This is a genomic window from Thermococcus sp. JCM 11816 (assembly GCF_055396515.1).
Genome location: NZ_AP043741.1, coordinates 798,735 through 822,928 on the forward strand (window position 1 = coordinate 798,735; position 24,194 = coordinate 822,928).

At 57.4% G+C, this 24,194-nt stretch carries 28 protein-coding genes and 1 pseudogene; 16 read left to right on the top strand and 13 right to left on the bottom strand.

Going from position 1 to position 24,194, the window contains the following annotated elements:
• Window positions 1–8 precede the first annotated feature (8 nt).
• The 3 genes from ACZ5TN_RS04485 to ACZ5TN_RS04495 are packed head-to-tail and all read left to right on the top strand — an operon-like array spanning window position 9 to window position 2,879.
• A complete protein-coding gene (locus ACZ5TN_RS04485; protein ID WP_464917270.1) occupies window positions 9–764 on the top strand; it encodes a [LysW]-aminoadipate/[LysW]-glutamate kinase in 756 nt (251 codons plus the stop codon).
• Between the two features lie 5 nt (window positions 765–769).
• On the top strand, window positions 770–1,858 hold the full coding sequence (locus tag ACZ5TN_RS04490) for an acetylornithine/succinylornithine family transaminase (protein ID WP_464917502.1): 1,089 nt from the start codon (window positions 770–772) through the stop codon (window positions 1,856–1,858).
• On the top strand, window positions 1,845–2,879 hold the full coding sequence (locus ACZ5TN_RS04495; protein WP_011249229.1) for a [LysW]-lysine hydrolase: 1,035 nt from the start codon (window positions 1,845–1,847) through the stop codon (window positions 2,877–2,879). The genes ACZ5TN_RS04490 and ACZ5TN_RS04495 overlap by 14 nt, the downstream gene beginning before the upstream one ends.
• Here ACZ5TN_RS04495 and proC read toward each other — a convergent pair.
• Window positions 2,871–3,659, bottom strand: a complete 789-nt coding sequence (gene proC, locus ACZ5TN_RS04500; RefSeq protein ID WP_464917271.1) for a pyrroline-5-carboxylate reductase — start codon at window positions 3,657–3,659, stop codon at window positions 2,871–2,873. The two genes, ACZ5TN_RS04495 and proC, sit on opposite strands and share 9 nt — an antisense overlap.
• Before the next feature lie 246 nt (window positions 3,660–3,905).
• Between proC and ACZ5TN_RS04505 the strand changes: the two genes are divergently transcribed.
• The 13 genes and pseudogenes from ACZ5TN_RS04505 to ACZ5TN_RS04565 all read left to right on the top strand — a co-directional run bounded on the left by ACZ5TN_RS04505 (window position 3,906) and on the right by ACZ5TN_RS04565 (window position 14,264).
• Window positions 3,906–4,220 carry a hypothetical protein gene (locus tag ACZ5TN_RS04505; RefSeq protein ID WP_464917503.1) on the top strand — a complete coding sequence of 105 codons (315 nt, stop codon included), beginning with the start codon at window positions 3,906–3,908 and terminating at the stop codon, window positions 4,218–4,220.
• Window positions 4,213–4,872, top strand: coding sequence for a thiamine pyrophosphate-dependent enzyme (locus ACZ5TN_RS04510; RefSeq protein WP_464917272.1), 660 nt, complete (start codon window positions 4,213–4,215; stop codon window positions 4,870–4,872). The genes ACZ5TN_RS04505 and ACZ5TN_RS04510 overlap by 8 nt, the downstream gene beginning before the upstream one ends.
• Window positions 4,869–5,789: a transketolase family protein gene (locus ACZ5TN_RS04515; protein ID WP_464917273.1), complete on the top strand. Its 921-nt coding sequence runs from the start codon at window positions 4,869–4,871 to the stop codon at window positions 5,787–5,789. Before ACZ5TN_RS04510 ends, ACZ5TN_RS04515 begins: the two co-directional genes overlap by 4 nt.
• A pseudogene (aroF, locus tag ACZ5TN_RS04520) lies at window positions 5,786–6,577 on the top strand (3-deoxy-7-phosphoheptulonate synthase); the annotation flags it as partial. The gene ACZ5TN_RS04515 and the pseudogene aroF, both read left to right, overlap by 4 nt.
• A 109-nt stretch (window positions 6,578–6,686) precedes the next feature.
• Window positions 6,687–7,712, top strand: coding sequence for a 3-dehydroquinate synthase (gene aroB, locus ACZ5TN_RS04525; RefSeq protein ID WP_464917274.1), 1,026 nt, complete (start codon window positions 6,687–6,689; stop codon window positions 7,710–7,712).
• On the top strand, window positions 7,666–8,307 hold the full coding sequence (locus ACZ5TN_RS04530; protein WP_464917275.1) for a 3-dehydroquinate dehydratase: 642 nt from the start codon (window positions 7,666–7,668) through the stop codon (window positions 8,305–8,307). The genes aroB and ACZ5TN_RS04530 overlap by 47 nt, the downstream gene beginning before the upstream one ends.
• A complete protein-coding gene (locus tag ACZ5TN_RS04535) occupies window positions 8,300–9,118 on the top strand; it encodes a shikimate dehydrogenase (protein ID WP_464917276.1) in 819 nt (272 codons plus the stop codon). Before ACZ5TN_RS04530 ends, ACZ5TN_RS04535 begins: the two co-directional genes overlap by 8 nt.
• Window positions 9,093–9,914: a shikimate kinase gene (locus ACZ5TN_RS04540; RefSeq protein WP_464917504.1), complete on the top strand. Its 822-nt coding sequence runs from the start codon at window positions 9,093–9,095 to the stop codon at window positions 9,912–9,914. Before ACZ5TN_RS04535 ends, ACZ5TN_RS04540 begins: the two co-directional genes overlap by 26 nt.
• Before the next feature lie 5 nt (window positions 9,915–9,919).
• Entirely contained in the window at window positions 9,920–11,119 is a 1,200-nt protein-coding gene (gene aroA / locus ACZ5TN_RS04545) for a 3-phosphoshikimate 1-carboxyvinyltransferase (protein WP_464917277.1), read from the top strand.
• Complete coding sequence (gene aroC / locus ACZ5TN_RS04550; protein ID WP_464917278.1) at window positions 11,116–12,183, top strand: chorismate synthase; 1,068 nt, start codon at window positions 11,116–11,118, stop codon at window positions 12,181–12,183. Before aroA ends, aroC begins: the two co-directional genes overlap by 4 nt.
• On the top strand, window positions 12,180–12,512 hold the full coding sequence (locus ACZ5TN_RS04555; protein WP_464917279.1) for a chorismate mutase: 333 nt from the start codon (window positions 12,180–12,182) through the stop codon (window positions 12,510–12,512). The genes aroC and ACZ5TN_RS04555 overlap by 4 nt, the downstream gene beginning before the upstream one ends.
• A complete protein-coding gene (locus ACZ5TN_RS04560; protein ID WP_464917280.1) occupies window positions 12,475–13,569 on the top strand; it encodes a pyridoxal phosphate-dependent aminotransferase in 1,095 nt (364 codons plus the stop codon). Before ACZ5TN_RS04555 ends, ACZ5TN_RS04560 begins: the two co-directional genes overlap by 38 nt.
• The gene (locus ACZ5TN_RS04565; RefSeq protein ID WP_464917281.1) at window positions 13,494–14,264 is read left to right on the top strand and encodes a prephenate dehydrogenase/arogenate dehydrogenase family protein; all 771 of its coding nucleotides are present in this window, start codon (window positions 13,494–13,496) and stop codon (window positions 14,262–14,264) included. The genes ACZ5TN_RS04560 and ACZ5TN_RS04565 overlap by 76 nt, the downstream gene beginning before the upstream one ends.
• Here the strand turns inward: ACZ5TN_RS04565 and trpA are convergent.
• From trpA to hisA, 12 genes are all read right to left on the bottom strand, one after another.
• Window positions 14,246–15,001, bottom strand: coding sequence for a tryptophan synthase subunit alpha (gene trpA, locus ACZ5TN_RS04570; RefSeq protein ID WP_464917282.1), 756 nt, complete (start codon window positions 14,999–15,001; stop codon window positions 14,246–14,248). The genes ACZ5TN_RS04565 and trpA overlap by 19 nt on opposite strands.
• Window positions 14,994–16,154, bottom strand: coding sequence for a tryptophan synthase subunit beta (gene trpB / locus ACZ5TN_RS04575; protein ID WP_464917505.1), 1,161 nt, complete (start codon window positions 16,152–16,154; stop codon window positions 14,994–14,996). The genes trpA and trpB overlap by 8 nt, the downstream gene beginning before the upstream one ends.
• A gap of 1 nt (window position 16,155) precedes the next feature.
• Window positions 16,156–16,782, bottom strand: a complete 627-nt coding sequence (locus ACZ5TN_RS04580) for a phosphoribosylanthranilate isomerase (protein WP_464917283.1) — start codon at window positions 16,780–16,782, stop codon at window positions 16,156–16,158.
• On the bottom strand, window positions 16,775–17,353 hold the full coding sequence (locus ACZ5TN_RS04585; RefSeq protein WP_464917284.1) for an aminodeoxychorismate/anthranilate synthase component II: 579 nt from the start codon (window positions 17,351–17,353) through the stop codon (window positions 16,775–16,777). The genes ACZ5TN_RS04580 and ACZ5TN_RS04585 overlap by 8 nt, the downstream gene beginning before the upstream one ends.
• Window positions 17,350–18,651, bottom strand: coding sequence for an anthranilate synthase component I (locus ACZ5TN_RS04590; RefSeq protein WP_464917285.1), 1,302 nt, complete (start codon window positions 18,649–18,651; stop codon window positions 17,350–17,352). Before ACZ5TN_RS04590 ends, ACZ5TN_RS04585 begins: the two co-directional genes overlap by 4 nt.
• Window positions 18,633–19,610 carry an anthranilate phosphoribosyltransferase gene (trpD, locus tag ACZ5TN_RS04595; RefSeq protein WP_464917286.1) on the bottom strand — a complete coding sequence of 326 codons (978 nt, stop codon included), beginning with the start codon at window positions 19,608–19,610 and terminating at the stop codon, window positions 18,633–18,635. The genes ACZ5TN_RS04590 and trpD overlap by 19 nt, the downstream gene beginning before the upstream one ends.
• Window positions 19,607–20,293, bottom strand: coding sequence for an indole-3-glycerol phosphate synthase TrpC (gene trpC / locus ACZ5TN_RS04600; protein ID WP_464917287.1), 687 nt, complete (start codon window positions 20,291–20,293; stop codon window positions 19,607–19,609). Before trpC ends, trpD begins: the two co-directional genes overlap by 4 nt.
• A gap of 97 nt (window positions 20,294–20,390) precedes the next feature.
• The gene (locus ACZ5TN_RS04605) at window positions 20,391–21,119 is read right to left on the bottom strand and encodes an HAD family hydrolase (RefSeq protein ID WP_464917288.1); all 729 of its coding nucleotides are present in this window, start codon (window positions 21,117–21,119) and stop codon (window positions 20,391–20,393) included.
• Window positions 21,103–22,116 carry a histidinol-phosphate transaminase gene (hisC, locus tag ACZ5TN_RS04610; RefSeq protein WP_464917289.1) on the bottom strand — a complete coding sequence of 338 codons (1,014 nt, stop codon included), beginning with the start codon at window positions 22,114–22,116 and terminating at the stop codon, window positions 21,103–21,105. The genes ACZ5TN_RS04605 and hisC overlap by 17 nt, the downstream gene beginning before the upstream one ends.
• Window positions 22,113–22,742 (bottom strand): bifunctional phosphoribosyl-AMP cyclohydrolase/phosphoribosyl-ATP diphosphatase HisIE, encoded by a 630-nt coding sequence (gene hisIE, locus ACZ5TN_RS04615; RefSeq protein WP_011249204.1) that lies wholly within the window; start codon window positions 22,740–22,742, stop codon window positions 22,113–22,115. Before hisIE ends, hisC begins: the two co-directional genes overlap by 4 nt.
• A gap of 9 nt (window positions 22,743–22,751) precedes the next feature.
• Window positions 22,752–23,510, bottom strand: coding sequence for an imidazole glycerol phosphate synthase subunit HisF (hisF, locus tag ACZ5TN_RS04620; RefSeq protein ID WP_464917290.1), 759 nt, complete (start codon window positions 23,508–23,510; stop codon window positions 22,752–22,754).
• Window positions 23,492–24,193: a 1-(5-phosphoribosyl)-5-((5-phosphoribosylamino)methylideneamino)imidazole-4-carboxamide isomerase gene (gene hisA, locus ACZ5TN_RS04625; protein WP_464917291.1), complete on the bottom strand. Its 702-nt coding sequence runs from the start codon at window positions 24,191–24,193 to the stop codon at window positions 23,492–23,494. The genes hisF and hisA overlap by 19 nt, the downstream gene beginning before the upstream one ends.
• Window position 24,194 lies beyond the last annotated feature (1 nt).

Consider the following 24,194-nt stretch of genomic DNA (forward strand, 5'->3'; position numbering starts at 1 on the left):
GTGGTACCATGAGGGTCGTTAAGATAGGTGGGGCCGCACTGGTGAGGTTTGAGGAGGTCTGGGCAAGCGACGGCCTCTCAAGCTCGCTGAGGAGCCCTGACACGGTCGTTGTGCACGGTGGCTCGAGGCACGTCGACGAGCTCTCAAGGAAGCTCGGGGTGAAGATCAAAAGGCTCACCAGCCCCTCCGGAGTGACCTTCAGGAGGACAACTAAGGAAGTCCTCGACGTTTATCTGGCAGCTATGATGAGGGCGAACAGGGAGCTCGTGGAGTTCCTTCAGGTCAGGGGAATAAACGCGGTGGGCGTTATGGGAATTGAGCACGAGCTGGTGATTGGGAGGAGGAAGAAGCTCGTAAAGGCAGTAATCAACGGAAAAACGGTTGCAATAAGAGACGACTACTCGGGAACCGTGGAGAGGATAAACGTTGGGGCTTTGATGGAGCTCAGGAAGCTCGGGCTGCCAGTTATAGCCTCGGTGGCCTACGATCCCGTTGAGAACGTCCCACTGAACGTCGACGGGGATAAAGTGGCCTACCACATGGCCCTAGTCACCAAGGCGAGGGAGCTCGTCTTCGTCTCGGATTCGGCCTTTATGGCAGGTGGGAGCGTCGTAGAAAGAGTGAACCTGAACGAGCTCCCAGAGCTCCTCGGATACGCTAAAGGGGGGATGAGGAAGAAGCTCATGATGGCCGCAAAGGCCGTTGAGAGCGGCGTTGAAAGGGTGGTCATCCAGGGACTCAACGGCAGGACGGTGATAACTTGAGGGAGATGCCGCTCTACAGGAAGAGGCTCAGGCTCGTAAGGGGCGAAGGTGTCTACGTCTGGGACGAGAAGGGAAGACGCTACCTGGATCTCATAGCCGGAATAGGCGTGAACGTCCTTGGCCATGCCCACCCGGAGTGGGTACTCGATATGAGCCGCCAGCTGGAGAAGATAGTCGTTGCTGGTCCAATGTTCGAGCACGACGAGAGGGAGGAGATGCTCGAGGAGCTCTCCCACTGGGTAGACTACGAGTACGTCTACATGGGCAACTCGGGAACCGAAGCCGTTGAAGCCGCCATAAAGTTCGCCCGCCTCGCAACTGGGCGTTCGGAGATAGTGGCCATGACCAACGCCTTCCACGGAAGAACACTCGGTTCCCTCAGCGCCACCTGGAAGAAGAAGTACCGCGAGGGCTTCGAACCCCTAGTTCCGGGATTCAAACATATCCCCTTCAACAACGTCGAAGCGGCAAAAGAGGCCATAACGAGGGAAACTGCAGCCGTTATCTTCGAGCCGATCCAGGGTGAGGGGGGAATAGTTCCTGCAGAGGAGGAGTTCGTCAAAACGCTCAGGGACCTCACGGAGGATGTTGGGGCCCTTTTGATAGCGGATGAAGTCCAGAGCGGCCTCAGAACGGGAAAGTTCCTTGCAATAGAGCACTACGGGGTGAGGCCGGACATAGTGACGATGGGAAAGGGAATAGGCAACGGCTTCCCCGTGAGCCTTACTCTAACCGACCTGGAGATACCGAGGGGAAAGCACGGCTCCACCTTTGGAGGCAACCCGCTCGCCTGCAGGGCCGTGGCGACAACGCTGAGGATACTAAGGAGAGACAGGCTCGTTGAGAAGGCCGGTGAAAAGTTCATGGAGTTCTCGGGCGAGAGGGTGGTCAAGACCAGGGGAAGGGGGCTCATGATCGGGATAGTCCTCAGAAGGCCCGCGGGGAACTACGTTAAGGCCCTCCAGGAGAGGGGAATCCTCGTCAACACGGCAGGAAACAGGGTGATAAGACTCCTCCCGCCGCTGATAATCGAGGGGGACACGCTGGAGGAAGCAAGGAAAGAGATAGAGGGTGTTCTGAATGATATCCTCTGAGGAGAAGGTTGAATTCCTGAGGAAGCTCGTGGAGATTTACTCCCCCACCGGAAGGGAGAGTGAGGCAGTAAAGTTCATCGTCGAGTCCTTTGAGAGCTTTGGGGTTGATGCTTACGTCGATGAGGTGGGAAACGCGATAGCGATAAGGGAAGGGAAGGGTCCGAGGATACTACTCGCCGGCCACGTCGATACCGTCCCGGGGATAATCCCGGTCAGGATAGAGGACGGGGTCCTCTGGGGCAGGGGGAGCGTCGATGCCAAGGGCCCGCTTGCGACTTTCTTCTTCGCCACGCTGGAGAGCAACGCAAACATAATCTTCGCCGGTTTGGTAGACGAGGAGGGCTTTTCCAAGGGCGCCAAGAACCTCGACGTTCCCAGACCTGACTACATCATCATCGGCGAGCCGAGCGGCGTCGACGGCGTCACGATAGGATACAAGGGCAGTTTGACTGCAAAATTCGTTGAGAGCGTCGAGAAAGTTCACGGGAGTTTAGGGGTTGACGCCGCTGAGAGGCTGATAAACAGATGGCTCGAGATAAAGTCCTCCTTTGGAGAGGGCTTCGACGCCTTGAGCGGCAGGATAGTGGAGCTCCACGCCTACGAGAGGGACTTCGACTTCTACGGCGAGATGGTGATAAACCTCCGCACTCCCCCAGGCTACAATCCGCCCAAGGGTTGGGAGATCCTCGACTTCGTTCCCGCCTACCAGGTCGACAGGAGGAGTCCACTCGTCAGGGCCTTCGTCAGGGGCATAAGGAGGAACGGCATGAGGCCGAGACTGAAGAAAAAGACGGGAACGGCCGACATGAACATCCTGGGCCCGAGGTTCGGCGTTGATGCCGTCGCCTACGGTCCGGGCGATTCCAGGCTGGACCACACACCCCACGAGCGCATCAGCCTCAGCGAATACCTCCTGGCAATAGACGTTCTGGTGGACGTCATCGAGGAACTCAAAGGAGCCAAGGAAAGGGCCGCTGAAGAAAGCGGGGAGAGGGAAGCGGGAAAGGCCCTCTCAGGGTAAAGTTCTCGTTGAGAGGATCCTGGACTTCTTAGTTGCAGCATCTATGGCCTTCATTATCGCCGTTCTTATCTTGCCCTCCTCGAGCTCGAAGATGCCGTCTATCGTAGTCCCTCCCGGGGTCGTCACCATGTCCCTTATCTCAGCTGGATGGCCCTCGTAGTTCAACAGGAGCTTTGCGGTGCCGAGGAGGGTCTGGAGGGCGGCTATTTTTGCCACTTCCCTCGGAAGGCCGACCCTTAAACCCCCGTATATCATCGACTCAACGAACACCGAAACGTAGGCCGGCCCCGAGCCGCTGAGTCCGGTTATCGCGTCCATGTGCTCCTCATCGACGAGAAGACACTCGCCGAAGGCCCTGAGAAGGGATTCGACCTTCTCCCTCTCATCGGGCTCAAGATCGATCGTGGCGTAGCCTGTGAAAGCCTCCCCCACGAGTATGGCTATGTTGGGCATCGCCCTAACGACCTTTGCCCCCGGGGCGAGCCCCTTTAGGACCTTTATTGGAACTCCAGCGGCCAAAGATACGAGTATCTTGCCGTTAAGTGCCTCTCTTATCTCTCCCAGCACCTTCGCTACCTTGTTGGGCTTCACCGCCAGAAAAACAACCTCGGCCCAATCCGCTGCCTCCAGGTTGTTCCTGATGACCTTAACCCCGTATTCCCCAAGCCATTTTGCCTTCTCAACGTTCCTCCTCGTGGCGATAACCTCGTGGCCCTTCTCGGCGAGGGCCTTCGCAACGGCCCCCCCAATCATTCCCGCCCCAATGACCGCTATCCTCATTTAACCACCGCGTGCCAATTTTTGAACCGTATGATAACATTTTTGGACGCCTGTTTGTCAAATCGACAAAAATACACCAGTTTCCACACTGATTTTTAACAGATTGATGAGATGGGGGTCTTTTTTTGGGAGTTGGACAGGCAAACCTGGCGAATAGTTTAAATAGGGTTGCTGATTCATCCGTCTCCGGTGATCGGTGATGTCCCGCCAGTTTATGAAGTCTTCAAACCAGGTGATGTCCCGCCAATGGGTGATGTCCCGCCAATATTAGTAACCCCCGGCGGGGAAGAGGTAATCAGGAAGCTCGTTCTGAGGGCTTTGAACGAGAACCAGAGACTGATACTGAGGAGCATAAACGGCAGACACCGCTCCCTGAATTCTCTCCTTGAGGAGCTCAGCAGAAAGGAAAGAAAAGCCCTCTCAACCCTTAAGCTGAACGCCAGAATTCTGAAGGAACTCGGGCTCATAGACTACGGCACTAAGGAAAACCCCAGGCCCGTTAGGCTTACCGAGCACGGGAGAATGATTCTCAGCCTTCTGGAGGTGGACGGCCATGAGTGAGGCCCTCGATCCGAGGATAAAGCTCCAGAGCATGCTCCAGCCCGTCAACAACTTCCACCTCGAGTCCTCGGAGACCTGCCTCGAAATTCTCTCGGCAGTGCTCGAGGAGAAAGGAGAGAAAGACGTCGTAATACTCAGCAAAGGCCACTCGGCTCCAGCTTTCTACGTGATGCTCCACGAGATGGGTCTTCTCAGCGACGAGGAGCTCTACAGCTTCGCGGACATAGACGGCCTCCCGAGCCACGTAATCAGGGGGCTACCCTTCATAGAGGTCTCCAGCGGCTCCCTCGGCCAGGGACTCTCGGTGGGCAACGGAATAGCGATGGCCAAGCGCATCGACGGGGAAGATGGGTACGTCTACGTCATCCTAGGCGACGGCGAGCTGGACGAGGGCCAGGTCTGGGAAGCTGCTATGACAGCATCGCACCACAGGCTCGATAGAGTGATAGCGATAGTCGACAGGAACTACTTCCAGCTCACGGGAGGAACCGAGGAGATACTGAGCAAGGAACCGCTGGCAGACAAGTGGAGGGCCTTCGGCTGGGAGGTTATGGGGGTTCCCAACAGGAAGGAGGAGCTCAAGAGGGCCCTCGAAACTGCCAAAAAACTCGGAGGAAGGCCGAAGGTCATCATAGCGAGGTGGGAAGTGTGATAGAAAGCTTCAGGGAAGCCTTCGGGAGAGCTTTAGTCGAGCTAGGGGAGGAGAACCCGAACATCGTCGTCCTAGATGCGGACGTCAAGAGCTCGACGAAAACGGCCTACTTCGAGAGGGCCTTTCCCGAGAGGTTCATCCAGGTGGGTATAAGCGAGCAGGACATGGTCTCGATGGCTGGGGGTCTGGCAATAGCAGGAAAAATCCCGGTTGTTTCGGCCTTTGCGGCTTTCCTGATGCGGGCCTGGGAGCAGATAAGGAACACGATAGCCAGGGACAACCTCAACGTCAAGCTCATTCCAACGCACTCTGGCTTTTCAGACCACATGGACGGCTCATCACACCAGTGCCTTGAGGACATAGCCCTCATGCGCGTCCTCCCGAACATGACGGTAGTTGTTCCGGCGGACGCCCCCTCAGTTCCCGTCCTCCTCAAACAGGTCATCGAGCTCGAGGGGCCCGTCTACATGCGCCTCGGCAGGGACCACGCTCCAAGGGTCTATGATAGTCCAAAGCTGAAGCTGGGAAAGGCAAGTGTCCTCAGAAAGGGAAGCGACGTTCTCCTTGTGGCCGCTGGCGTTATGGTGTCGGTGGCCCTCGAAACGGCGAGGAAGCTTGAGGAGAGGGGAATAAGCGCTGGGGTCGTTGACATGCACACGATAAAGCCCCTCGACGAGGAAACGCTGCTGAGATTGGCCGCTAAGGTAGACCTGGTCGTTACCCTTGAGGAGCACAGCATTCACGGCGGCCTCGGGGGAGCGGTAGCGGAGGTTCTCTCGGAAAAGATGCCGAAGAGGCTCATCAGGATCGGGACGACGGAGTTCGGCAGGTCGAGCAGGGACTACTTCTCACTCCTGGAGCGCTATGGTCTGACTGCGGAAAGCGTCGTGAAGAAGGTTGAGGTGATGCTGACATGAGGTTCAAATTCGAGAAGGGCTCCAAGCCGAAAACTGTCGTTAAGGTCGGAGGGGTTAAAATCGGCGACGGATTCACGGTAATAGCAGGTCCCTGCGCGGTAGAGAGCCAGGGGCAAATAATGAAGGTCGCGGAGTTCCTGGCCGAGAAGGGCGTTAAAGTTCTCCGCGGAGGGGCCTTCAAGCCGAGGACGAGTCCATACTCATTCCAGGGGCACGGGGAGGAGGCCCTGAAGTGGATGAGGAGAGCAGCTGATGAATACGGCCTCGTAACCGTTACGGAGGTCATGGACGTTTCGCAGGTGGAGCTGGTTGCGAAGTACTCCGACATGCTCCAGATCGGCGCCAGGAACTCCCAGAACTTCGAGCTGCTTAAGGCAGTGGGAAAGGTCGACAACCCTGTGGTGCTGAAGAGGGGCATGGCAAACACCGTCCAGGAGCTTCTCTACTCGGCCGAGTACATACTAAGCGAGGGCAACGAGAACGTTATCCTCTGCGAGAGGGGCATAAGAACCTTCGAAACCTCCACAAGGTTCACCCTGGACATCTCGGCCGTCCCCGTCGTCAAGGAGCTCTCCCACCTGCCGATAATAGTAGACCCCTCGCATCCAGCGGGCAGGAGGGAGCTCGTGATACCCCTGGCAAAAGCGGCTTATGCAGTCGGGGCCGACGGGATAATGGTCGAGGTTCACCCCGAGCCGGATAAGGCCCTCTCGGACTCTGCCCAGCAGCTGGCCTTCGAGGACTTCGAGAGGCTTTTGGGGGAGCTTGAAGGGCTCGGATGGAAAGGGACAACATCGAGAGAGGCTGCCGAGGGCGTTCCGAGGTACGTGCTCTCGGAGAGGGTCGAGGAGAACGACTGGTACACCGAGGTCTTCCTCATGGAGCTGGGGGGCTCGGATGGAGGGCCTGAGCTTCGGCCCCCTCTCCGCCCTTCCCTCCCTCGTGGAGGAGCTGAACCCCCACAGGGTCGCCTTTCTGACGAACACGACGGTGGAGAGGCTCTGGCTTGAAAAGGCCGCCGAAGGGATAGAGGAGCCGATAAGGATAGTGATCCCGGACGGCGAGGAGTACAAGAGCCTCGAAACTGCCGTAGCCATCTGGAAGAGACTCCAGGAGGAGGGCTTCACGAGGAAGTCCCTCCTTATAGGCCTCGGCGGGGGAGTCGTGACAGACATAGCGGGCTTCGTGGCCTCGACATACATGAGGGGGACCCTCCTCGGCCTCGTTCCAACGACGCTTTTGGCCCAGGTGGACGCGGCCATAGGGGGCAAGACAGGGGTGAACTTCAACGGGAAGAACATGATCGGGACGTTTTACCTTCCAAACTTCGTCCTGATAGCCCATGAAACCCTCTCCACGCTCCCAGAGGAAGAGATCAGGAACGGGCTCGGGGAAGTTGCAAAGTACGCCCTGCTCGACAGGAAGGTCTACACCCTCGCCAGGAACTTTGAAGGGATAAACGAGACCCTCATCAAGCAGTGTGCCCTCTTCAAGGTGGAGGTAGTTGAGAAGGACCTGAGGGAGGGCGGGTTGAGGAGGATACTCAACCTCGGGCATACAGCCGGACACGCAATCGAGAAGCTGTCTAACTACGGGATAAAGCACGGGCTTGCGGTTTCGATGGGACTCATGGTGGCCTCGAAGGTCGGGGAAGAGCTCTACGGCTTCGATTCTGGAAAGACCGAGGAGCTCCTGAAGAAGCTCGGGCTCCCCACGGGGCACCCCTTTAGGGCGGAGGAGATACTAGGGGAGATGAGGCTCGACAAGAAGGCCTGGTACGGGAGGATAACCTTCGTCATCCCGGTTGAAATAGGCGATGTCGTTGTTGAGGAAGTCGATGATGCGGTTTTGAAAAGGGCCCTGGAGGCAACGAGGGATGATAGCGGGAGTGGTGACTGCCAGAAACCCGGGGGAAGCGCTTGAGAAGATAAAAACCTCAAATTTCGACCTCTACGAGATCAGGCTCGACTCCTTCGAGGGCTTTGAGGGACTGGAGGCGCTTGGTGAGCACGCCAGAAGGCTCATCTTCACGCCGAGGCGGAAGGAGGAGGGAGGTATTAAACCCCTCGATGACGGGACAAGACTGAGCCTCTACAGAAGGGTTATGGAGCTCAAACCGGCCTACGTTGACGTGGAATTCGCCTCGGATATAGCCCAGGAAGTCATTGAGCTCGCCAGAGAGAACGGTGTCGGGGTTGTCCTCTCACACCACAACTTCAATGGAACCCCGGATTTTGGGAAGCTCCTGACGCTCCTTGAGGAGATGGAGGAGCTGGAGCCTGAGATAATAAAGATAGTCACCACAGCAAACTCCCCCCTCGACAACCTGAGGGTTCTGAGGCTTTACGAGCATGCTGAGAACCTCATCGCCTTCTGCATGGGGCCCCTCGGGAGAATCTCCAGGGTCTTTTCGGCCCAGCTGGCGCCGTTCACATACGCCCCCGTTGATGGGGAAGTAGCTCCAGGACAGCTCCCGGCGGAGGAACTGGAAAGGCTGAGGGTGATGCTCTTTGGCTGACGCGGAAACGAGGCTCTACGGTGTGATCGGCTTTCCGGCGAGACACTCGCTCAGCCCGGCGATGCACAACGCGGCCTTCAAGACCCTGGGGATTAACGCCGTCTACCTTGCCTTTGAGGTTCCTCCAGAGAGGCTCGGAGATGCCATGGAAGGCGTCAGGGCCCTCGGAATCTCGGGCCTGAACGTAACAATGCCTCATAAGGAGGCGGTGATTAATTTCCTCGACTTACTCTCCGAGGACTCGGGAGAAATCGGGAGCGTCAACACGGTCGTTAACAGGGAAGGGAAGCTGGAAGGCCACACAACTGACGGCTTGGGCGCGAGGAGGGCCCTCGAAAGGGCCATCGAACTGGGGGGAAGGAGGATACTCATCATAGGTGCGGGCGGTGCGGGGAAGGCAATAGCCTACGAACTTTCCAAGGACAACGAAGTGGTCGTCCTCAATAGAACCCCTGAAAAGGCGAAGGCCCTGGAGCGCTTTGGAATAACGGGGGACGCTCTGAACAGAGAGAACCTTGGGAAGTACCTTGAATGGGCCGAGGTTTTGATAAACGCCACCTCCGTCGGAATGAACTCCTGGGAAACTCCTGTTCCCACCGAGCTGCTGAGGAAAGACCTCGTCGTCATGGACATAGTTTACAAGCCCCTGAAGACGCGCCTCCTCATCGAGGCCGAGTTAAGGGGTTGTAAAACAGTTGACGGCCTCTGGATGCTCGTCTATCAGGGCATCGAGAGCTTCAGGCTTTGGACGGGATTTAAGCCAGATGAAGGGCTTATGAGGGGGGCTGCGCTTGAGGGCATCAGCGAGTAGCGCCGTTACCGTTGTCAACGCCTTCGCAACGGGAGTGGGTTCAGCGATCGGGATAAAGCTGTGGACGAGGGCTGAGGTCAAGCTAAAGGGTGATGGAATAGAGGGCGAGATCAGGGTTAGAGGGGAGCAGGTTAGGGATTTCAGACTCGTTAAAGCGGTCGCTGATGTTTTCAGGGAGAAAACAGGCGAGGACTTCGGGATCAAGTTCAGGATAGAGTCGGAGATACCAATTGCGATGGGCCTCAAGAGCAGCTCCGCAGCGGCTAACGCCCTCTCAAAGGCCCTGGCTAATGCCCTCGGGCTTGATATGAGCGAAATGGAAGTGGTTAAAGCCGGGGTCGAGGCCGCTAAGAGGGCTGGCGTTACCCTAACAGGGGCCTTTGACGACGCCTGCGCCTCCTACTTCGGTTCGCTCTGGGTCACCGACAACCTCGGGATGAGGGTTCTCCACAGTTCCAAAGTCGAGTCCCTTCCCGTTGTGCTCTTACTCCCCGGAAAAACCCTCCTAACAGAGAGCCTAGGCGGAAGGGACTTCTTCCCAATCAGACCTTACGTGGAGGAGGCCGTGAGGCTGGCCCTTGAGGGTGAGTGGAGGAAAGCGGCCCTCATAAACGGTCTGGTTTACTCGACGTATCTCGGCCACCCCATCGAGCCCTTCAGGATTGCCCTGGAGAAGGGGGCCGTGGTTGGGCTGAGCGGGAAAGGGCCGGTGGTTTTTGCCGTCACGAATGAGCCAGAGGAGCTTGCAGAGGAGTGGGAGCAGTTTGGGAAAGTCCTGACAACAGAGCTGAGGTGATCGCGTTGATAATCAGGCCCGTTGATGAAGTCAGAGGAGAGCTCGATGCCCCTCCCTCGAAGAGCTACACCCACAGGGCCTACTTCCTGGCCCTGCTGGCTGAAGGGGGGAGCACCATAGAGAACCCCTTGGTCTGCGACGACACCCTCGCAACTATAGAAGCCATCAGGTCCTTCGGTGCGGATGTGGATGGAAAAACCGTTGTGCCACCAGAGGAGCCCTCTCCTGGCTTTGTCTACGCCAGGGAATCCGGGACAACGGCTAGGTTTTCGATTGCTATCGCTGGAGGTATTGGAGGGAGAACCCTCATAGACGGGGCGAGAAGGTTGAGAGAGAGGCCGATGGACGGGCTCGTGAAAGCCCTGAAGGACCTTGGGGCGGAGATTTATGGTTTTAGCCTCCCGCTTACCGTGAAGGGCCCCATAAAGCCCGGGAGGGTCTCGGTCGACGCATCCAAGTCCTCCCAGTTTGTCAGCGGCCTGCTCCTCCTGGGGGCGGAGGTCGGGCTGAAGGTCGAGGCCAGGAACCCCGTTTCAAAGCCCTACATCGAGATGACGCTCAGGACGATGGAGGCCTTTGGAGTGGAATTTGAGAGGGAGGGCTTCTCCTTCGAGGTATATCCTGGAGTTAAGGGGACAAGGTATAAGGTTCCGGGAGATTACTCAACTGCCTCCTTCTTCCTGGCAGCTGGGGCCCTGTACGGCAAAGTTAGGGTGAACAACCTCCTGAGGGACGATGTGCAGGCGGATATGGCCTTCCTGGATGCGCTTGAGGAGTTCGGGGCGAGGGTGAAGAGGGGAAGGGACTACGTGGAGGTCGAGGGGGGCGAGCTTAAAGCTGTTGCACTCGACTGCTCCGATTTTCCGGATTCGTTCCCCATACTGGCCGTTGTTGCGGCCTACGCAGAGGGCAGGAGCGTGATAAGGGCGAGACAGCTCAGGTTCAAGGAGAGCGACAGGGTGAGGGCGATGGCGGTCAACCTGTCGAGGATGGGGGTTAAGGTGAGGGAGCTTGAGGACGGGCTTGAGATAGAGGGCGGACGGCCGAGGGGAGCTAAGGTAGAGACCTTCAACGACCACAGGATAGCCATGGCCATGAGCATAGCGGCTCTCGGCGCTACTGGGCCATCCATCATCGAGGACACGGAGAGCGTCTCCAAGTCGCACCCGGGGTTTTTCGACGACCTGAGGAGGCTCCTGGAATGAGGGGGAAACTGCTGAGCTTTTCCCTGTTTGGCGAGAGCCACGAAAAAGCTGTTGGAGTCCTTGTAGAGGGGCTCCCCCCTGGAATAGAGGTCAGCGTTGAGGAGCTCAAGCGGGAGCTTGAGAGGAGGAAGGGCATAGAGAGGTTTGCAACCAAGAGGAAAGAAACCGACGAGCCGAAGATCCTCTCAGGAGTCTTCAGGGGGAGGACAACTGGGACACCTGTCGCCGTCATCGTGGAGAACAGGGACGTGGATTCCTCGTACTACAATGAGATAAGGAACACGCCGAGACCGGGGCATGCGGACTATCCAGCGGGGATAAAGTACTTCGGATACAACGACTACAGGGGCGGGGGCCACTTCTCGGGGAGGCTGACGGTTGGGGTCGTTATAGCGGGCTACTTCGCCAAGAAGCTCCTGGAAAGGGAAGGAATCAAGGTGAGGGCTTACCTCAAGCGGATAGGGCGCGTGGAGGCTTATGTTTCTCCCGAGGATCTGTTGAGCTCTGAAAACCCCTACTGTCCAGACAAGGGGGCCTTCGAGGCCATGGTTGAGGAGATGGAAAGAGCCAGAAAGGCCGGCGATAGTGTTGGAGGAATTGTTGAGGCCGTCGCCTTCAACGTTCCTCCGGGCCTAGGCGGGCCCTGGGAGGAGGACATCGAGGCGGATATAGCCTCGGCCCTCTTCAGGATCCCGGCCGTCAAAGGCGTTGAGTTCGGCCTGGGCTTCGGGTTAGCGGAGCTCAGGGGGAGCCAGGCCAATGACCCCTTCGTCCTGAAGGACGGAAAGGTTGTGACCGAGACCAACAACCACGGCGGTGTTCTGGGGGGCATGACGACTGGAATGCCGCTCGTGGTGAGGGCTGCCTTCAAGCCGACACCATCCATCTACCTCCCCCAGAGAACGGTTGACCTGGGGAGGATGGAGGAAGTCACGCTCAGGCTGAGGGGGCGCTTCGATTCCTGCATAGTCCCAAAGGCCCTCCCAGTTGTGGAAAGCTCTGTTGCCTTCGTAATAGCCGACCACCTCCTGAGGAGAAGGGCCTGGGAGGGGATGGTTAGGTGAACCTGTCCAAAAGGTTAAATCCCGAGGTTCAAGCCCAAAACGGTGACGGTGATGTCCCGCCAATATCGAGTCCTGATCTTGTAGAACTTGCCATTCTGAGGAGAAGGATAGACGAGATTGACTGGGAAATTCTCCAGCTTCTCCAGAGGAGGATGGAAGTAGCAAGGGCCATAGGGGAAGCCAAGCTAAAGCTCGAAATGCCAGTTTACGACCCGGACAGGGAGAGAGAAGTTCTATCCAGGGCAGGCGAATTTAGGAGGGTTTTCGAAGCCATCCTTGAGGTGAGCAGGGATGTTCAACGTTTACGAGTTTTTCAACAGGATAAATGAGGTTAGGCCTGAGTCGAGGCTCGACGCCGGCCAGCCGGACATACCGGTCAGGAGGGAGATAATCGAGGAGGCTGTAGAGTCGCTCAGGATGGGAGAAACCGGTTACACGAGTACCGGCGGAATAAGGGAGCTGAGGGAGAGGATAGCCGAGTTCGAGGGGGTTTCGGCCGATGAAGTCATCGTCGCCCCAGGTGCGAAGATCCTCATAGCGGCGGAGATAGCGTCTGCTAAAAAAGTGGCCATCGTTTCTCCCCACTGGAACGCCTATTCGCTGATAGCCCGCCAGTTCGGGAGGGAGGTAGAGGTTATAAAAACGACCCTGGATGAGAGGTGGATTCCGAGGGTTGAGGAGATAAAAGCTGACCTCATCATAATCAACTACCCCAACAACCCGACGGGGAGGGTTCTGTCTGGTAAGGAGCTCAGGGGACTGCTCGATGTCGCCGAGGAGAACGGTGTTAAGGTGCTCTCGGACGAGGTTTACGCTGAGCTCAGCTTCACCCGCTTTACACCGGCGAGAGAGCTCTACGAAAACGTCGTTACAGTTAAGGGCTTTTCAAAGCTCTACTCCATGACCGGCTTCAGGCTCGGCTACGCAATAGGAGAGCGGAACGAGATCAGGAGGATACAGAGGTTCATAGAGAGCACGGTAACATGTGTCCCGCCCTTCGTTCAGAGGGCTGGAGTAAAGGCACTCGAACTCAGGGATGAACTCATCAAAGAAGTCAGGAGGGCATACCTTGAGAGGGTCAGGATGGCCTCAAAGATGCTCAGGGGTTTCGACTTCGTTGAGCCGGAGGGAGCTTTCTACATCTTCCTCAGAACGCCCCAGGACGGGATGGCCTTCGCCGAGAGGCTGCTCTCAAGGGGAGTTGCCGTTTTTCCAGGAATGGCCTTTGGCGACTACCCCAACTTCATAAGGATATCCCTCTCAGGGAAGGGGCTTGAGAGGGGATTAAGGGTCATTAGGGAGGAGTTGGAATGCGCATTGGAATCGCGGGCTACGGAAGGATGGGAAGGCTCTTCGAGAGGTGTCTCGGCGGAAGGTTCGAGGTGATCTTCTACTCCGAACACGGGCGGAGCGACGTTGGATCGCTGGAGGAACTCTACCTGAAGTTGGACGTGATAATGGTAGCCTCATCCCTCGACACTGTCCCGAAAAGGCTGAAAAAGCTCGCAGAGGTATCAAGGGAGCACGGTGGAAAAAAGATCGTCTTCGATATAGCCACCTTCAAGTCCCGCGTTGTTGGAACCTACGCGGGCTTTGACGGGGAAACAAGAGTTGCGAGCGTTCACCCGATGTTCGGGCCCGGAGCGAAGACTACCGAAGGGAAGAGGTTCATAGTGGTTCCCATCCCTGGAAGGGAAGATGATGCAGAGGAAGTCGCCGACTTTATACGCTCCATCGGGGGGAAGGTGGTTTTTCTCGACTGGAAGACCCACGACAGGCTCATGGGCTTCGTCATAGGCGTCCCCTACTTCATCGGATTAAGCTACCTCTCGCTCTCCAGGGAGCTCGGACTGGAGGAGTTCGGCGGAACCTCCTGGGCCTTCATGGAGACCTACGGAAAGGCGGTGCTCCACGATTCTCCCGATTTCGTAAGGGAGGTCCTCAGCATGTCCAGGGAGCAGATAGAGGAGTTCCTAGACTTCATGAGGAAAAACCCGCCGGACCCGGAGAGACTCAGGGAAAAACTGGAATGGGAAGAAATAGAAGAGGCCTACGAGAGGTTCTACAAAGCTCTGGAGTAGCCTGCTAGCTCCTTCACTTTTTTCCTCAGCTCTTCCACGGGGTTCTCACTGCGGGATATGAGCCCTATCAGCGCGCTTCCAACGACAACCCCGTCAGCTCCAGCCTTCAAAAGCTCCTCCACCTGCTCCCTCCTCGAAACACCGAAGCCGACTGCCAGCTTGTTGTTGCATATCTTTCTGGCGCGCCTCACGAAGTCGAAAGCCGTCTCGGGAAGTCTGTCGCGGGCTCCAGTGGTTCCGTACAGGGAGATAAGGTACACGAAGCCGGTAGAGGCTTTATCTATCTCTCTGAGCCTTTCATCGGGAGTGTTCGGAGCCGCTAAAAAGACGGTCTTTATCCCCTCTTCCTTGGCCGTATCGAGGAATTCACCTGCGTGGCTCACCGGAAGGTCAACAACGAGGATCCCGTCGGCCCCGCTGGCCTTAGCCTCTCCGAGGAACTTCTTAACTCCCGTCCTGAAAACCAGGTTGTAGTAGGTCATCAGAATTACTGGGGTAGAGGAGTGCCTCCTGAACTCGCGGAGGATCCTGAAGGTATCATCGAGTTTGAAGCCATTTTTAAGGGCGCGGTAGTGGGACTCCTGGATCGTCTTCCCGTCCGCCATCGGGTCGCTGAAGGGGATTCCGAGCTCTATTAGACCGGCGAACTCTTCGACAGCGAGCAGAAACTCAAGGGTCTTTTCGACGCTCGGGTCGCCGGCTGTGAGGTAGGGAATCAGCGAGCCCTTCTCAAACATTCCCGACCCTCCTGACTATATCCAGGTCCTTGTCGCCCCTCCCAGAGAGGTTGACTATGATTATCTCGTCTTTATCCATCTCGGGGGCTATTTTCATCGCGTAGGCTACCGCGTGGGCCGATTCGAGCGCTGGCAATATTCCCTCCGTCCTGGAAAGCTCGTGGAAGGCTCTCAGAGCCTCCTCGTCGGTCACCGTGACGTACTCGGCCCTTCTGCTATCCTTGAGGTAGGCGTGCTCGGGACCAACTCCCGGGTAGTCGAGCCCCGCCGAAACGCTGTGGGTAGGAGTTATCTGGCCCTCCTCGTTCTGGAGGAAGTAGCTGAGCATGCCGTGGAAAACGCCGAGCTCGCCGGCGTTCAGCGAGGCCGCGTGGAGGCCCGTTTCGAGGCCCTTTCCCCCGGCTTCGACGCCTATGAGCCTGACCCTATCGTTCACGAAGGGGTAGAAGATGCCCATTGCGTTGCTCCCGCCTCCGACACATGCCACTACCGCATCAGGTAGGGTTCCCTCGGCTTCGAGTATCTGCTCCCTGGCCTCCCTGCCTATTACCGACTGGAAGTCCCTCACGATGACTGGGTAGGGGTAGGGCCCGACAATCGAGCCTATTAGGTAGTGGGAGTACTCGAAGGTGGCAACCCAGTCGCGGAGGGCCTCGTTTATGGCATCCTTCAGGGTTCTTGAGCCGCTTTCGACGGGAATAACCCTCGCGCCGAGCAGCCCCATGCGGAAGACGTTCATCTTCTGCCTCTCGACGTCTTCGGCGCCCATATAAACGTCTACCTTCATCCCGAGGAGCGCCCCCGCCATGGCCGTGGCGACGCCGTGCTGGCCCGCCCCGGTCTCGGCTATGAGCCTCTCCTTGCCCATGAACTTGGCGAGGAGGGCCTGGCCTATGCCGTTGTTCGTCTTGTGGGCCCCGCCGTGGAGGAGGTCTTCCCTCTTGAGGTATATCTTCGCCCCTCCCAGCTTTTTGCTCAGCCTCTCCGCGTAGTAGAGGGGTGTCGGCCTTCCCGCCCAGTTCCGCAGGTAGTATTCAAGGGTTTCGTTGAACTCAGGGTCGTCCTTGAACTTTTTGTAAGCCCTTTCAAGCTTCTTCAAAGGTTCTATAAGCGTCTCGGGGACGAACTGGCCCCCAAACCTTCCAAAGAACATATCATCCATTCCTCACCACCGCCATGAAGGCCTCTATCAAAACCCGGTCTTTGACGCCGTCCCTCTCAACGCCGCTCGAAACGTCGACTCCAGCTGGTTTAACCCACCTTATCGCTTCCCCAACGTTCTCCGGGGTCAAACCTCCGGCCAGGACTATCGGGTACTCCTTGGCTATTATCGCGCTCACCCTGTAGTCGTGCCTCCTCCCGCTCCCCGCCCCTGTGTCGAGGAGTATTCTGTCAACCTCGTACTGCCCTATGAGCTCGAGGAGCCTTTCCGCGTCCTCTCCTGGGTCGTCGCTCTCCCTTGGGACCATGAAGGCCTTCATAACGCTCACACCGTACTCATCCTTCAGCCTGTTGACGGCCTTGGGGTGCATGTCCGAGTGCACCTGGATATACTCGGCCCCGGTCTTCTCTACCGCGTTGACCCACTCGGGGAAGGTCTTCATGGTCGAGACCAGGTATATTGGAATCTCAGCCAGCTCAATCAGCTCCGCGGCCGTCTTCAGCGGCACCTTCCTCTTCGACCTTGAGTTCACCACCACTCCCGTTGCATCGGCGTACCTCTCGACAAGCCTGAGCTCATCCATTGTTTTTACGCCGCATATCTTAACGAACTCAACCATTTCTGCTCATCTCCACGAAGTTTTTGATGATCCTCAAACCTTCTTTTCTCTCCCATTCAGTCAGAACGCTTTCAGGGTGGAACTGAAGGCCCTCTATCGGGAGCTTCCTGTGCCTTATCCCCATGACCACGTTATCGTCGAGGGAAACGGCGCTCACCTCGAACTCCCTCGGGACTTCCAGAACGGCGAGGGAGTGGTACCTTCCAGCGGTCAGCGGGTTCTTGATTCCCCTCAAAACGCCCTTCCCGTCGTGCTTTACGGGACTGGCCCTCCCGTGCCTCGGCTTTACCCTCCCCACCTTCCCGCCGAAGGCCGTCGCTATTATCTGGTGGCCGAGGCAGACCCCGAGGATGGGTACCCCCGCCTCTAGGACTATCTCCGGCGAGTTTCCCACTTCCCTCCTCTCGAGCGGGTGCCCAGGGCCGGGGGAGATTATCACTCCATCTGGATCAAGCTTTCTGAGCTCCCCAACGGTTATAGTGTTCGGAACGACCTTCACTCTGTCGAAGAGGGAGGCGTACTCGGCTAAATTCCAGACGAAGGAGTCCCTGTTGTTGACGAGGACTATCATTCCCTCACCCCCAGCGCCTTCAGAACTGCTCTCATTTTGTTCTCGGTCTCGAAGAACTCCTTCTCTGGAACTGAATCCGCCACTATTCCTGCCCCGGCCCTAACGCTCGCTTTCCTGCCCTCGATCTCGGCCATCCTTATCGCTATCGCCATGTCGGCGTCCCCGGTGAGGGAGAAGTAACCCACTGCTCCCCCGTAGACCTTTCTCCTGCTCCTCTCCAGCTCGTCTATGATCTCCATCGCCCTTATCTTCGGGGCTCCGGTTAGTGTTCCCGCCGGAAAAGCCGCCTCCATGGCGTCGAACGCGTTTTTCCCCTTATCGAGTTCACCGACCACCTCGCTCTCTATGTGCTGGACGTGGCTGTACTTCAGGACGTCGAAGAAGCGGGTTAACTTAACGCTCCCGGGCTTTGAAACCCTCCTGACGTCGTTTCTAGCAAGGTCAACGAGCATGACGTGCTCAGCTCGCTCTTTCTCGTCGGAGAGTAGGGCCTTTTCCAGCTCCCGGTCTTCCTCCTCCGTCCTTCCCCTCGGCGCTGTTCCTGCTATGGGGTTTATCTTGAAGGTTCTCCCCTCGACGGAACCCATGGTTTCGGGTGAGGCCCCTACGACGGTCTTCTCGAACTCCAGGATGAAGGTGTACGGGGAGGGGTTGAGCTCCACGAGCCGCTTGTAGATTTCGAGGGCATCGAGATCCGTTCTAACCCTGTACTCGCGCGACAGAACCACCTGGAAGACGTCCCCCGAGTAGATGTACTCCTTCCCAGCCCTGACGATTTCAACGAACTCTTCCATGCCCGCGTCGGTGGATATGACCTCCGAACCGCCGTCTTCAAGCCGTGACTCTTCCCTCCTGGCCCTTTCAACTAAGGCCTCGGGGTCGAAAGGAGCCTCTCTGAGGTAAAAGAAGGAAAGAGCGCCGGTAGAGTGGTCGTAGATGAAGGTCCAGGGGTAGTAGCCGAAGACCGAGGGCTCTTCGATCTTCCCCCCGATGATGGAGTGTACCGAATCGTAGGAGACGTAGCCAACGAAGCCACCCATGAACCTTCTGCCCTCGACCCTCTCCCCCATGAGCCCTTTAAGAGCTCTGAGGGGGTTCCTCTCGTCGGAAACTCGCTCCCCGTCGATCTCAGTCCCCTCGCCGACCTCCACGACGAACTCCGGCTCGGCCGATATGTAGGTGAATCTGGCCTTCCTGGAGTCCTTCTCGGCAGAGCGGAGCATAAATGGCATTCTGAGGTCTCTGATGGCGCTGTAGAGCTTTATGGGATCAACGGGCTTCAGCTTTTTGAGAGGCATGCTATCTCCTCCAGTTTTTCAAGCATTCCTTGGCCAAGGGCTTCCCTGGCCATCTCAAGGCCCTCCCTGAAGTCCCCCGCAACCCCTGAGGCGTAGAGAGCAGCTGAAGCGTTGACGAGGATGAAGTCCCTGTCCTCCCGCCTTCCAGAACCCCCCAGAACCGCCTTTATCCTCGCGGCGCTCTCCTTGGGGGAGGAGCACGGCAGGGGCTTCACAGGCTCGATTCCGAAGTCTTCAGGCGAGAGCGCGTACCTCTCGACTCCATTGCCTACCTCCAGGACGAGGGTCTCTCTGTGTGGGGACACCTCATCCATGCCCGAACCGTGGACGACCAGGGCCCTTTCAACCCCAAGGAACTCCAGGGCCTCAGCCACGGGCTCCAGAAGCTCTGGAGAGTTAACGCCGACTACCTGGTATGCTGGATCCGCTGGATTCGCAAGCGGCCCGATGACGTTGAAGACTGTCTTTATTCCGAGGGCCTTTCTCACGGGCATTATTGGTTTGAGTGCCGGGTGATATGCGGGGGCGAAGATGAACGTGAAGTTCGTCCTTTCGACCATCTCCCTGGCCCTCTCAGGGGGAACCCGTATGTTTACGCCAAGCGCCTCAAGTACGTTGGCTGAACCGCTCTTCGATGTTATGGAAACGTTTCCGTGTTTAGCGACCCTCGTGAAGGCCGAGAGTATCAAAGCCGAGGCCGTGCTGACGTTTATGGTCGAGCTGCCGTCTCCCCCCGTCCCGGCTGTATCGGCCACCCTCCCGAGGTCGAGCTTGACTGCGCTGTCCCTCATTGCCCTCGCCAGGCCCGCGAGCTCTTCGCCGGTGTAGCCCTTGGTCTGGAGTGCAGCCAGGTAGGCCCCTATCAGGGCCTCGCCGCTCTCCTTCAGCTCGTTGAAGAGCTCGTAGGCCTCCTCAAAGCTCAGGTTCTTTCCCTCGACGATCTTCGCAAGAAGGCTCATACTTCCACCTCCACGAGCTTTCTGAGAAACTCCTCAGGATCCGGGGCCTTCATGAGCGCGGTGCCTATCAGAGCGGCATCCGCATGTCTTAAAGCCCTCTTCAGGTCTTCCGTGCCCGCTATGCCGCTCTCGCTGACCTTCACGTATCTTTTCGGTATGAGCGGCGCTAGCTTTTCTGTTAGGCTCACGTTGCCGTCGTCGAGCTCGAGCTTCCCTATGTCGCGGTTGTTTATCCCTATCATCGTTGAGTCCGTCTGGAGTGCTATCGCCAGCTCCTCCTCGGTGTGCACCTCCACGAGGGTGTCCAAGCCGTGCTCCTTCGCTAAGTCCACGAACTCGGGCAGTTCCTCTTTCAGAAGCCGCGTTATCAGGAGAACCGCCGAAGCTCCTGCTTCAGCAGTCCTTTCGATTTCCTCCTTGCTGGCTATGAAGTCCTTCCGCAGAACCGGCAGTTTCGTCTCCCTGCAGAGTCTCCTGAGGAACTCAAAGCTCCCTCTGAAGTACTTCGGGTCGGTTATGTAGGAGATTCCAACAGCTCCTGCCCTTTCGTAGGCCCTCAGAATCTCAAAGGGGTCCCTGCCCTTCAGAAGATCCCCGTACTTCGGAGAATAGACCTTCAGCTCGGCTATTATGGCGTTCTTCTCGGCTTTTCTAATAGCCCTGCTCAATCCAAAAACCATCACCCATTTGAGCTCACCGGTGTCAAAATGGGGAGTTAGGATATAAGGCTTTGGACATGTTTAGGTGTCCAGGGGAGTAGCCAAAAAGACCGAGAGGGCGTTAAGGCCCTCGTTTAACCCCCTCCAAAAACATTTTTATCGCTTCGTTCGCATTTTCCATGTCCCTGCCGACCATCAGAAAACCGAAGTCCCCGTATTTTTTCCTGTAGTTCTCGATGAACAGCTCGTCCCCTGCCGTGTCCCCGATGTAAACCCCCTCCTCACCCCCTACGAGGCATCGGAGGAGCTCGGGGTCGGGCTTCAAACCGCTTTCCCTCGTCACAACCTTCGGAAACCTGAAGCCGATGATCCTCTCTGCAAGCTCCATCTCCAGTCTGTTCCTCCCCGTCACAACGCCCAGCTTGAACCTCTCCCCCGCCTCCCGGAGGAGCTCGACATCTACGAGCGGCTTTTCAAGCCTCCAGAGGCCCTCGAAGTCAAAGAGCCTGTCCTCGTAGAGCTCTCCCATGTAGAAGGTGTTGAAGACCCTCTCAACGTGACCCGGGTCAATTCCAAGCGGGAAGTTTCTCCTGAAGTACTCAACGCCAGCTCCCTCTGGAATTTGTTCCCAGTCATTCAGACTAGCGAAGAGGGCCCTCACCAGGGCCTCGCTGAGCTTGAAGTCGTCTCCAAAGACCCCCTTCCTCCTCAGTTCCCTTACCAGCTCGATTTCAACCTCCGAGGGCTTTCCAAGCTCCTCCAGGAGGTACTCAGAGGTAAGCTTCACGGCCATGTCGTAGCTTTCGCTCACGTTTATGAGCGTCCCGTCAACGTCAAAGACCAGCCACATCCTTCCACTCCTCCATCGCCTTCAGGAAGGCGTCGTTCTCCCTCCTCCTCCCTATCGTGACCCTTATGTGTCCCCTCAGCCTCCCCGAGAGCTTACGAACCACGATCCCCCTCTCCAGGAGGAAGGAGTGCGCGTCCGCCTTAACCAGGAGGAAGTTGGCGTCGCTCGGGTAGGCCAGCTCTCCGAGCGATCTCCTCACCCTCTCGCGCTCCCTCACTATTTCCCTAATCCTCTCCCTGAAGAGCCCTGGGTGCATCAGCACGACTTTAACGACAGCCTGGGCGAAGATGTCCACGCTGAAGGGCGACTTTATCCGGTAGAGTGCCTCAATTATCTCCTCGCTAGCGAGGGCGTAGCCTATCCTAGCTCCAGCTAAGCCGAAGGCCTTTGAAAAGGTTCTCAGCAGGACGAGGTTGGGATACTCATCCAGGAGGCCGAGGAGGTCTTTTCCCGCGAACTCGACGTAGGCCTCATCAACGACAACGGCCTTTCCCGTTTCGAGGACTTTGATGATCTCTTCCACAGGTTGGAGGTTTCCCGTGGGGTTGTTGGGCGATGCTATGAAGACAGCCGACGCTTTTTTCGCCTTCTCGGCAATAAGGTCGCCGTCTATCGTGAAGTCCTCTCTCAGAGGCACCTCAACCACAGGAATCCCGTTCAGCCTGGCGTAGAAGGAATACATCCCGAAGGTCGGGGGGGTTGTTATCACGTAATTCCCCTCGAAGAGGCGGACGAGATAGCCGATGAGCTCATCACCTCCCTTCCCAACGGCCACGTTTTCAGCCGGGAGCCCGTAGAACTCTCCTATCGCTTCCCTCACCGGCATGGAGGTTATGTGGGGGTAGCGGTTGAAGGGAACGCTCTTCAGCTCTTCAAATATCTCCTCCTTCAGCTCCTCGGGAAGGTCGTGGGGACTCTCGTTCTTGTCCAGCCATACCCTATAGTTCCCCTCCAGAACGCGGTAGGGCTTGAAGGCCTTTACCTCATCCCTTATCATTTCCGCCGCCTCCTGAGCTCGGCCATGACCTCCCCGAGGGAAACATCGTTGTAGGCCAGGAGAACGAGGAGGTGGTAGAGCATGTCGGCAGTTTCGTAGATCAAGGCCTCCCTGTTTTCCGCCACGAGAACCTCAACTGCCTCCTCCCCGAACTTCTTGTATATCCTCTCCCTGCCTTCCCTGAAGAGCCTCGACGTGTAGGAACCCTCGACGGGGCTTTCCTTCCTCTTCCTTATCAGCTCCTCGAGCTCCCTGAGGATTGTGAGCGAGTAATCCATCGGGAGAACCCTCTCGGGCTCCCCGAGTTTTCGGTAAAAGCAGGAGTAGTTCCCCGTGTGGCAGGCCGGGCCTTTGGGCTCGACCTTCAGGAGAAGGGCGTCGCTGTCGCAGTCTACCCTGATCTCCCTGACGACCTGGAGGTTTCCGCTCACCTCCCCCTTCATCCTCACCCTTCCCTGGGAGCGGGAGTAGTAATGGGCGTAGCCCGTCTCAAGGGTCCTCCTCAGCGCTTCCCTGTCCATGTAGGCGAGGGTTAGTACCTCCCCCTCCGTGTCCTGGACAACAACGGGAACGACCCCTCCGTTCTTTTCCCAGTCAACCTTCTCTACCAGCTCCTCGATGCTCATGCTCCCACCTCAGTAGTCCAGTCTAACTGGAATCCCCCTCCCGGCCAGGAACTCCTTAAGCTGACCGACCGTGTATTCTCCGTAGTGGAATATAGAAGCGGCTAATGCCGCCTCCGCTCCAGCCTTGAAGGCCTCGTAGAAGTGCTCCGGCCTTCCGGCTCCCCCGGAGGCTATGACGGGTATGTCAACGGCATTCGCCACCGCCTTCGTCAGGGGGATGTCGAAGCCCTCCTTCGTCCCGTCGGTGTCCATGCTCGTCAGGAGTATCTCCCCTGCTCCCAGCTCCTCCACCTTCCTGGCCCACTCAACCGCGTCGATTCCCCTCGGTTTCCTCCCTCCGTGGGTGTAGACCTCCCAGAAGGAGCCGTTCCACTTGGCGTCTATGGCAACCACGAGGTTCGCGCTCCCTACGAGCTCGGCTATCTCCCCCACCAGCTCGGGCCTCTCGACCGCTGCAGTGTTCACAAAGACCTTATCAGCTCCTCGCTTGATTATCTCCCCCGCTTCCTCGGCGCTCTTGATTCCGCCGCCAACGGTGAAGGGGACGTATATCTCCTCGGCGACCCTCTCAACGAGGTCTAAGAGGATTCCCCTCTTCTCGTGCGACGCCGTTATGTCAAGGAAGACTATCTCGTCTATCCCCTCGCTCTCGTACCTCCTCGCCAGCTCGACGGGATCGCCCGCATCCCGGATGTTCCTGAACTTTATCCCCTTGACCACCCTTCCCGCCCTTATGTCCAGGGCCGCTATTATCCTCTTCGCAAGCATTTGGCCACCTCCAGGAGGTCTTCCAGCTTAACTACTCCCTCGTAAAGGGCCTTCCCCACAATAACCCCAGAAAAGCCCCTCTCGGCAAGCCTAACGATGTCCTCAGCGCTGGAAACTCCACCAGCGTATATGAACTCCTCGTCCCCCCAGAAGCGCCCTATCTCGTCAACTCCAGTCAGAGTACCGTCCCTTTCGATGGAAGTGTACACAAAGCGGTTCACGTAGTTCCTGAGGATCTCGAAGGCATCTCTCACTTTTATCGAACCCTCCTCGACCCAGCCCTTCACCGCTATCCTTCCGTCTTTGACGTCCAGACTTACGGTTATCCCGCTGAACTCATAGGTGAGCCTTTCAAGGAAAGCCGTATCGAGGGCCTTCGTGCCGAGTATGACGTTCTCCACGCCGATCTCGTAAGCCCTCCCCACGGCTTCGTAGGTTCTGAAGCCTCCCCCGACCTGAACCCTCAGGCCGGTCTCCTCGATTATCCTCTCCACCACGTCGAGGTTCCTGGGCCGCCCCTCGAACGCCCCGTCGAGGTCAACGACGTGAATCTTGTCCACGAGCTCCGAAAAGCCCTGGGCGATCTTCACTGGATCTCCATAGACCTTAACGCTCTCCCTCCTCCCCCTGTAGAGCCTCACGGCCTTTCCACCCATCAGGTCTATAGCCGGATAAACGTCCATC

Excerpts from the sequence above, each read along its gene's own strand:
- ACZ5TN_RS04485 (WP_464917270.1), top strand. The coding sequence starts at position 9 with ATGAGGGTCGTTAAGATAGGTGGGGCCGCACTGGTGAGGTTTGAGGAG.
- ACZ5TN_RS04490 (WP_464917502.1), top strand. The coding sequence starts at position 770 with ATGCCGCTCTACAGGAAGAGGCTCAGGCTCGTAAGGGGCGAAGGTGTC.
- ACZ5TN_RS04495 (WP_011249229.1), top strand. The coding sequence starts at position 1,845 with ATGATATCCTCTGAGGAGAAGGTTGAATTCCTGAGGAAGCTCGTGGAG.
- proC (WP_464917271.1), bottom strand. The coding sequence starts at position 3,659 with ATGAGGATAGCGGTCATTGGGGCGGGAATGATTGGGGGGGCCGTTGCG.
- ACZ5TN_RS04505 (WP_464917503.1), top strand. The coding sequence starts at position 3,906 with ATGGGTGATGTCCCGCCAATATTAGTAACCCCCGGCGGGGAAGAGGTA.
- ACZ5TN_RS04510 (WP_464917272.1), top strand. The coding sequence starts at position 4,213 with ATGAGTGAGGCCCTCGATCCGAGGATAAAGCTCCAGAGCATGCTCCAG.
- aroB (WP_464917274.1), top strand. The coding sequence starts at position 6,687 with ATGGAGGGCCTGAGCTTCGGCCCCCTCTCCGCCCTTCCCTCCCTCGTG.
- ACZ5TN_RS04530 (WP_464917275.1), top strand. The coding sequence starts at position 7,666 with ATGATAGCGGGAGTGGTGACTGCCAGAAACCCGGGGGAAGCGCTTGAG.
- aroC (WP_464917278.1), top strand. The coding sequence starts at position 11,116 with ATGAGGGGGAAACTGCTGAGCTTTTCCCTGTTTGGCGAGAGCCACGAA.
- ACZ5TN_RS04560 (WP_464917280.1), top strand. The coding sequence starts at position 12,475 with ATGTTCAACGTTTACGAGTTTTTCAACAGGATAAATGAGGTTAGGCCT.
- ACZ5TN_RS04565 (WP_464917281.1), top strand. The coding sequence starts at position 13,494 with ATGCGCATTGGAATCGCGGGCTACGGAAGGATGGGAAGGCTCTTCGAG.
- trpA (WP_464917282.1), bottom strand. The coding sequence starts at position 15,001 with ATGTTTGAGAAGGGCTCGCTGATTCCCTACCTCACAGCCGGCGACCCG.
- trpB (WP_464917505.1), bottom strand. The coding sequence starts at position 16,154 with ATGTTCTTTGGAAGGTTTGGGGGCCAGTTCGTCCCCGAGACGCTTATA.
- ACZ5TN_RS04580 (WP_464917283.1), bottom strand. The coding sequence starts at position 16,782 with ATGGTTGAGTTCGTTAAGATATGCGGCGTAAAAACAATGGATGAGCTC.
- ACZ5TN_RS04585 (WP_464917284.1), bottom strand. The coding sequence starts at position 17,353 with ATGATAGTCCTCGTCAACAACAGGGACTCCTTCGTCTGGAATTTAGCC.
- ACZ5TN_RS04590 (WP_464917285.1), bottom strand. The coding sequence starts at position 18,651 with ATGCCTCTCAAAAAGCTGAAGCCCGTTGATCCCATAAAGCTCTACAGC.
- trpD (WP_464917286.1), bottom strand. The coding sequence starts at position 19,610 with ATGAGCCTTCTTGCGAAGATCGTCGAGGGAAAGAACCTGAGCTTTGAG.
- ACZ5TN_RS04605 (WP_464917288.1), bottom strand. The coding sequence starts at position 21,119 with ATGTGGCTGGTCTTTGACGTTGACGGGACGCTCATAAACGTGAGCGAA.
- hisC (WP_464917289.1), bottom strand. The coding sequence starts at position 22,116 with ATGATAAGGGATGAGGTAAAGGCCTTCAAGCCCTACCGCGTTCTGGAG.
- hisIE (WP_011249204.1), bottom strand. The coding sequence starts at position 22,742 with ATGAGCATCGAGGAGCTGGTAGAGAAGGTTGACTGGGAAAAGAACGGA.
- hisF (WP_464917290.1), bottom strand. The coding sequence starts at position 23,510 with ATGCTTGCGAAGAGGATAATAGCGGCCCTGGACATAAGGGCGGGAAGG.
- hisA (WP_464917291.1), bottom strand. The coding sequence starts at position 24,193 with ATGGACGTTTATCCGGCTATAGACCTGATGGGTGGAAAGGCCGTGAGG.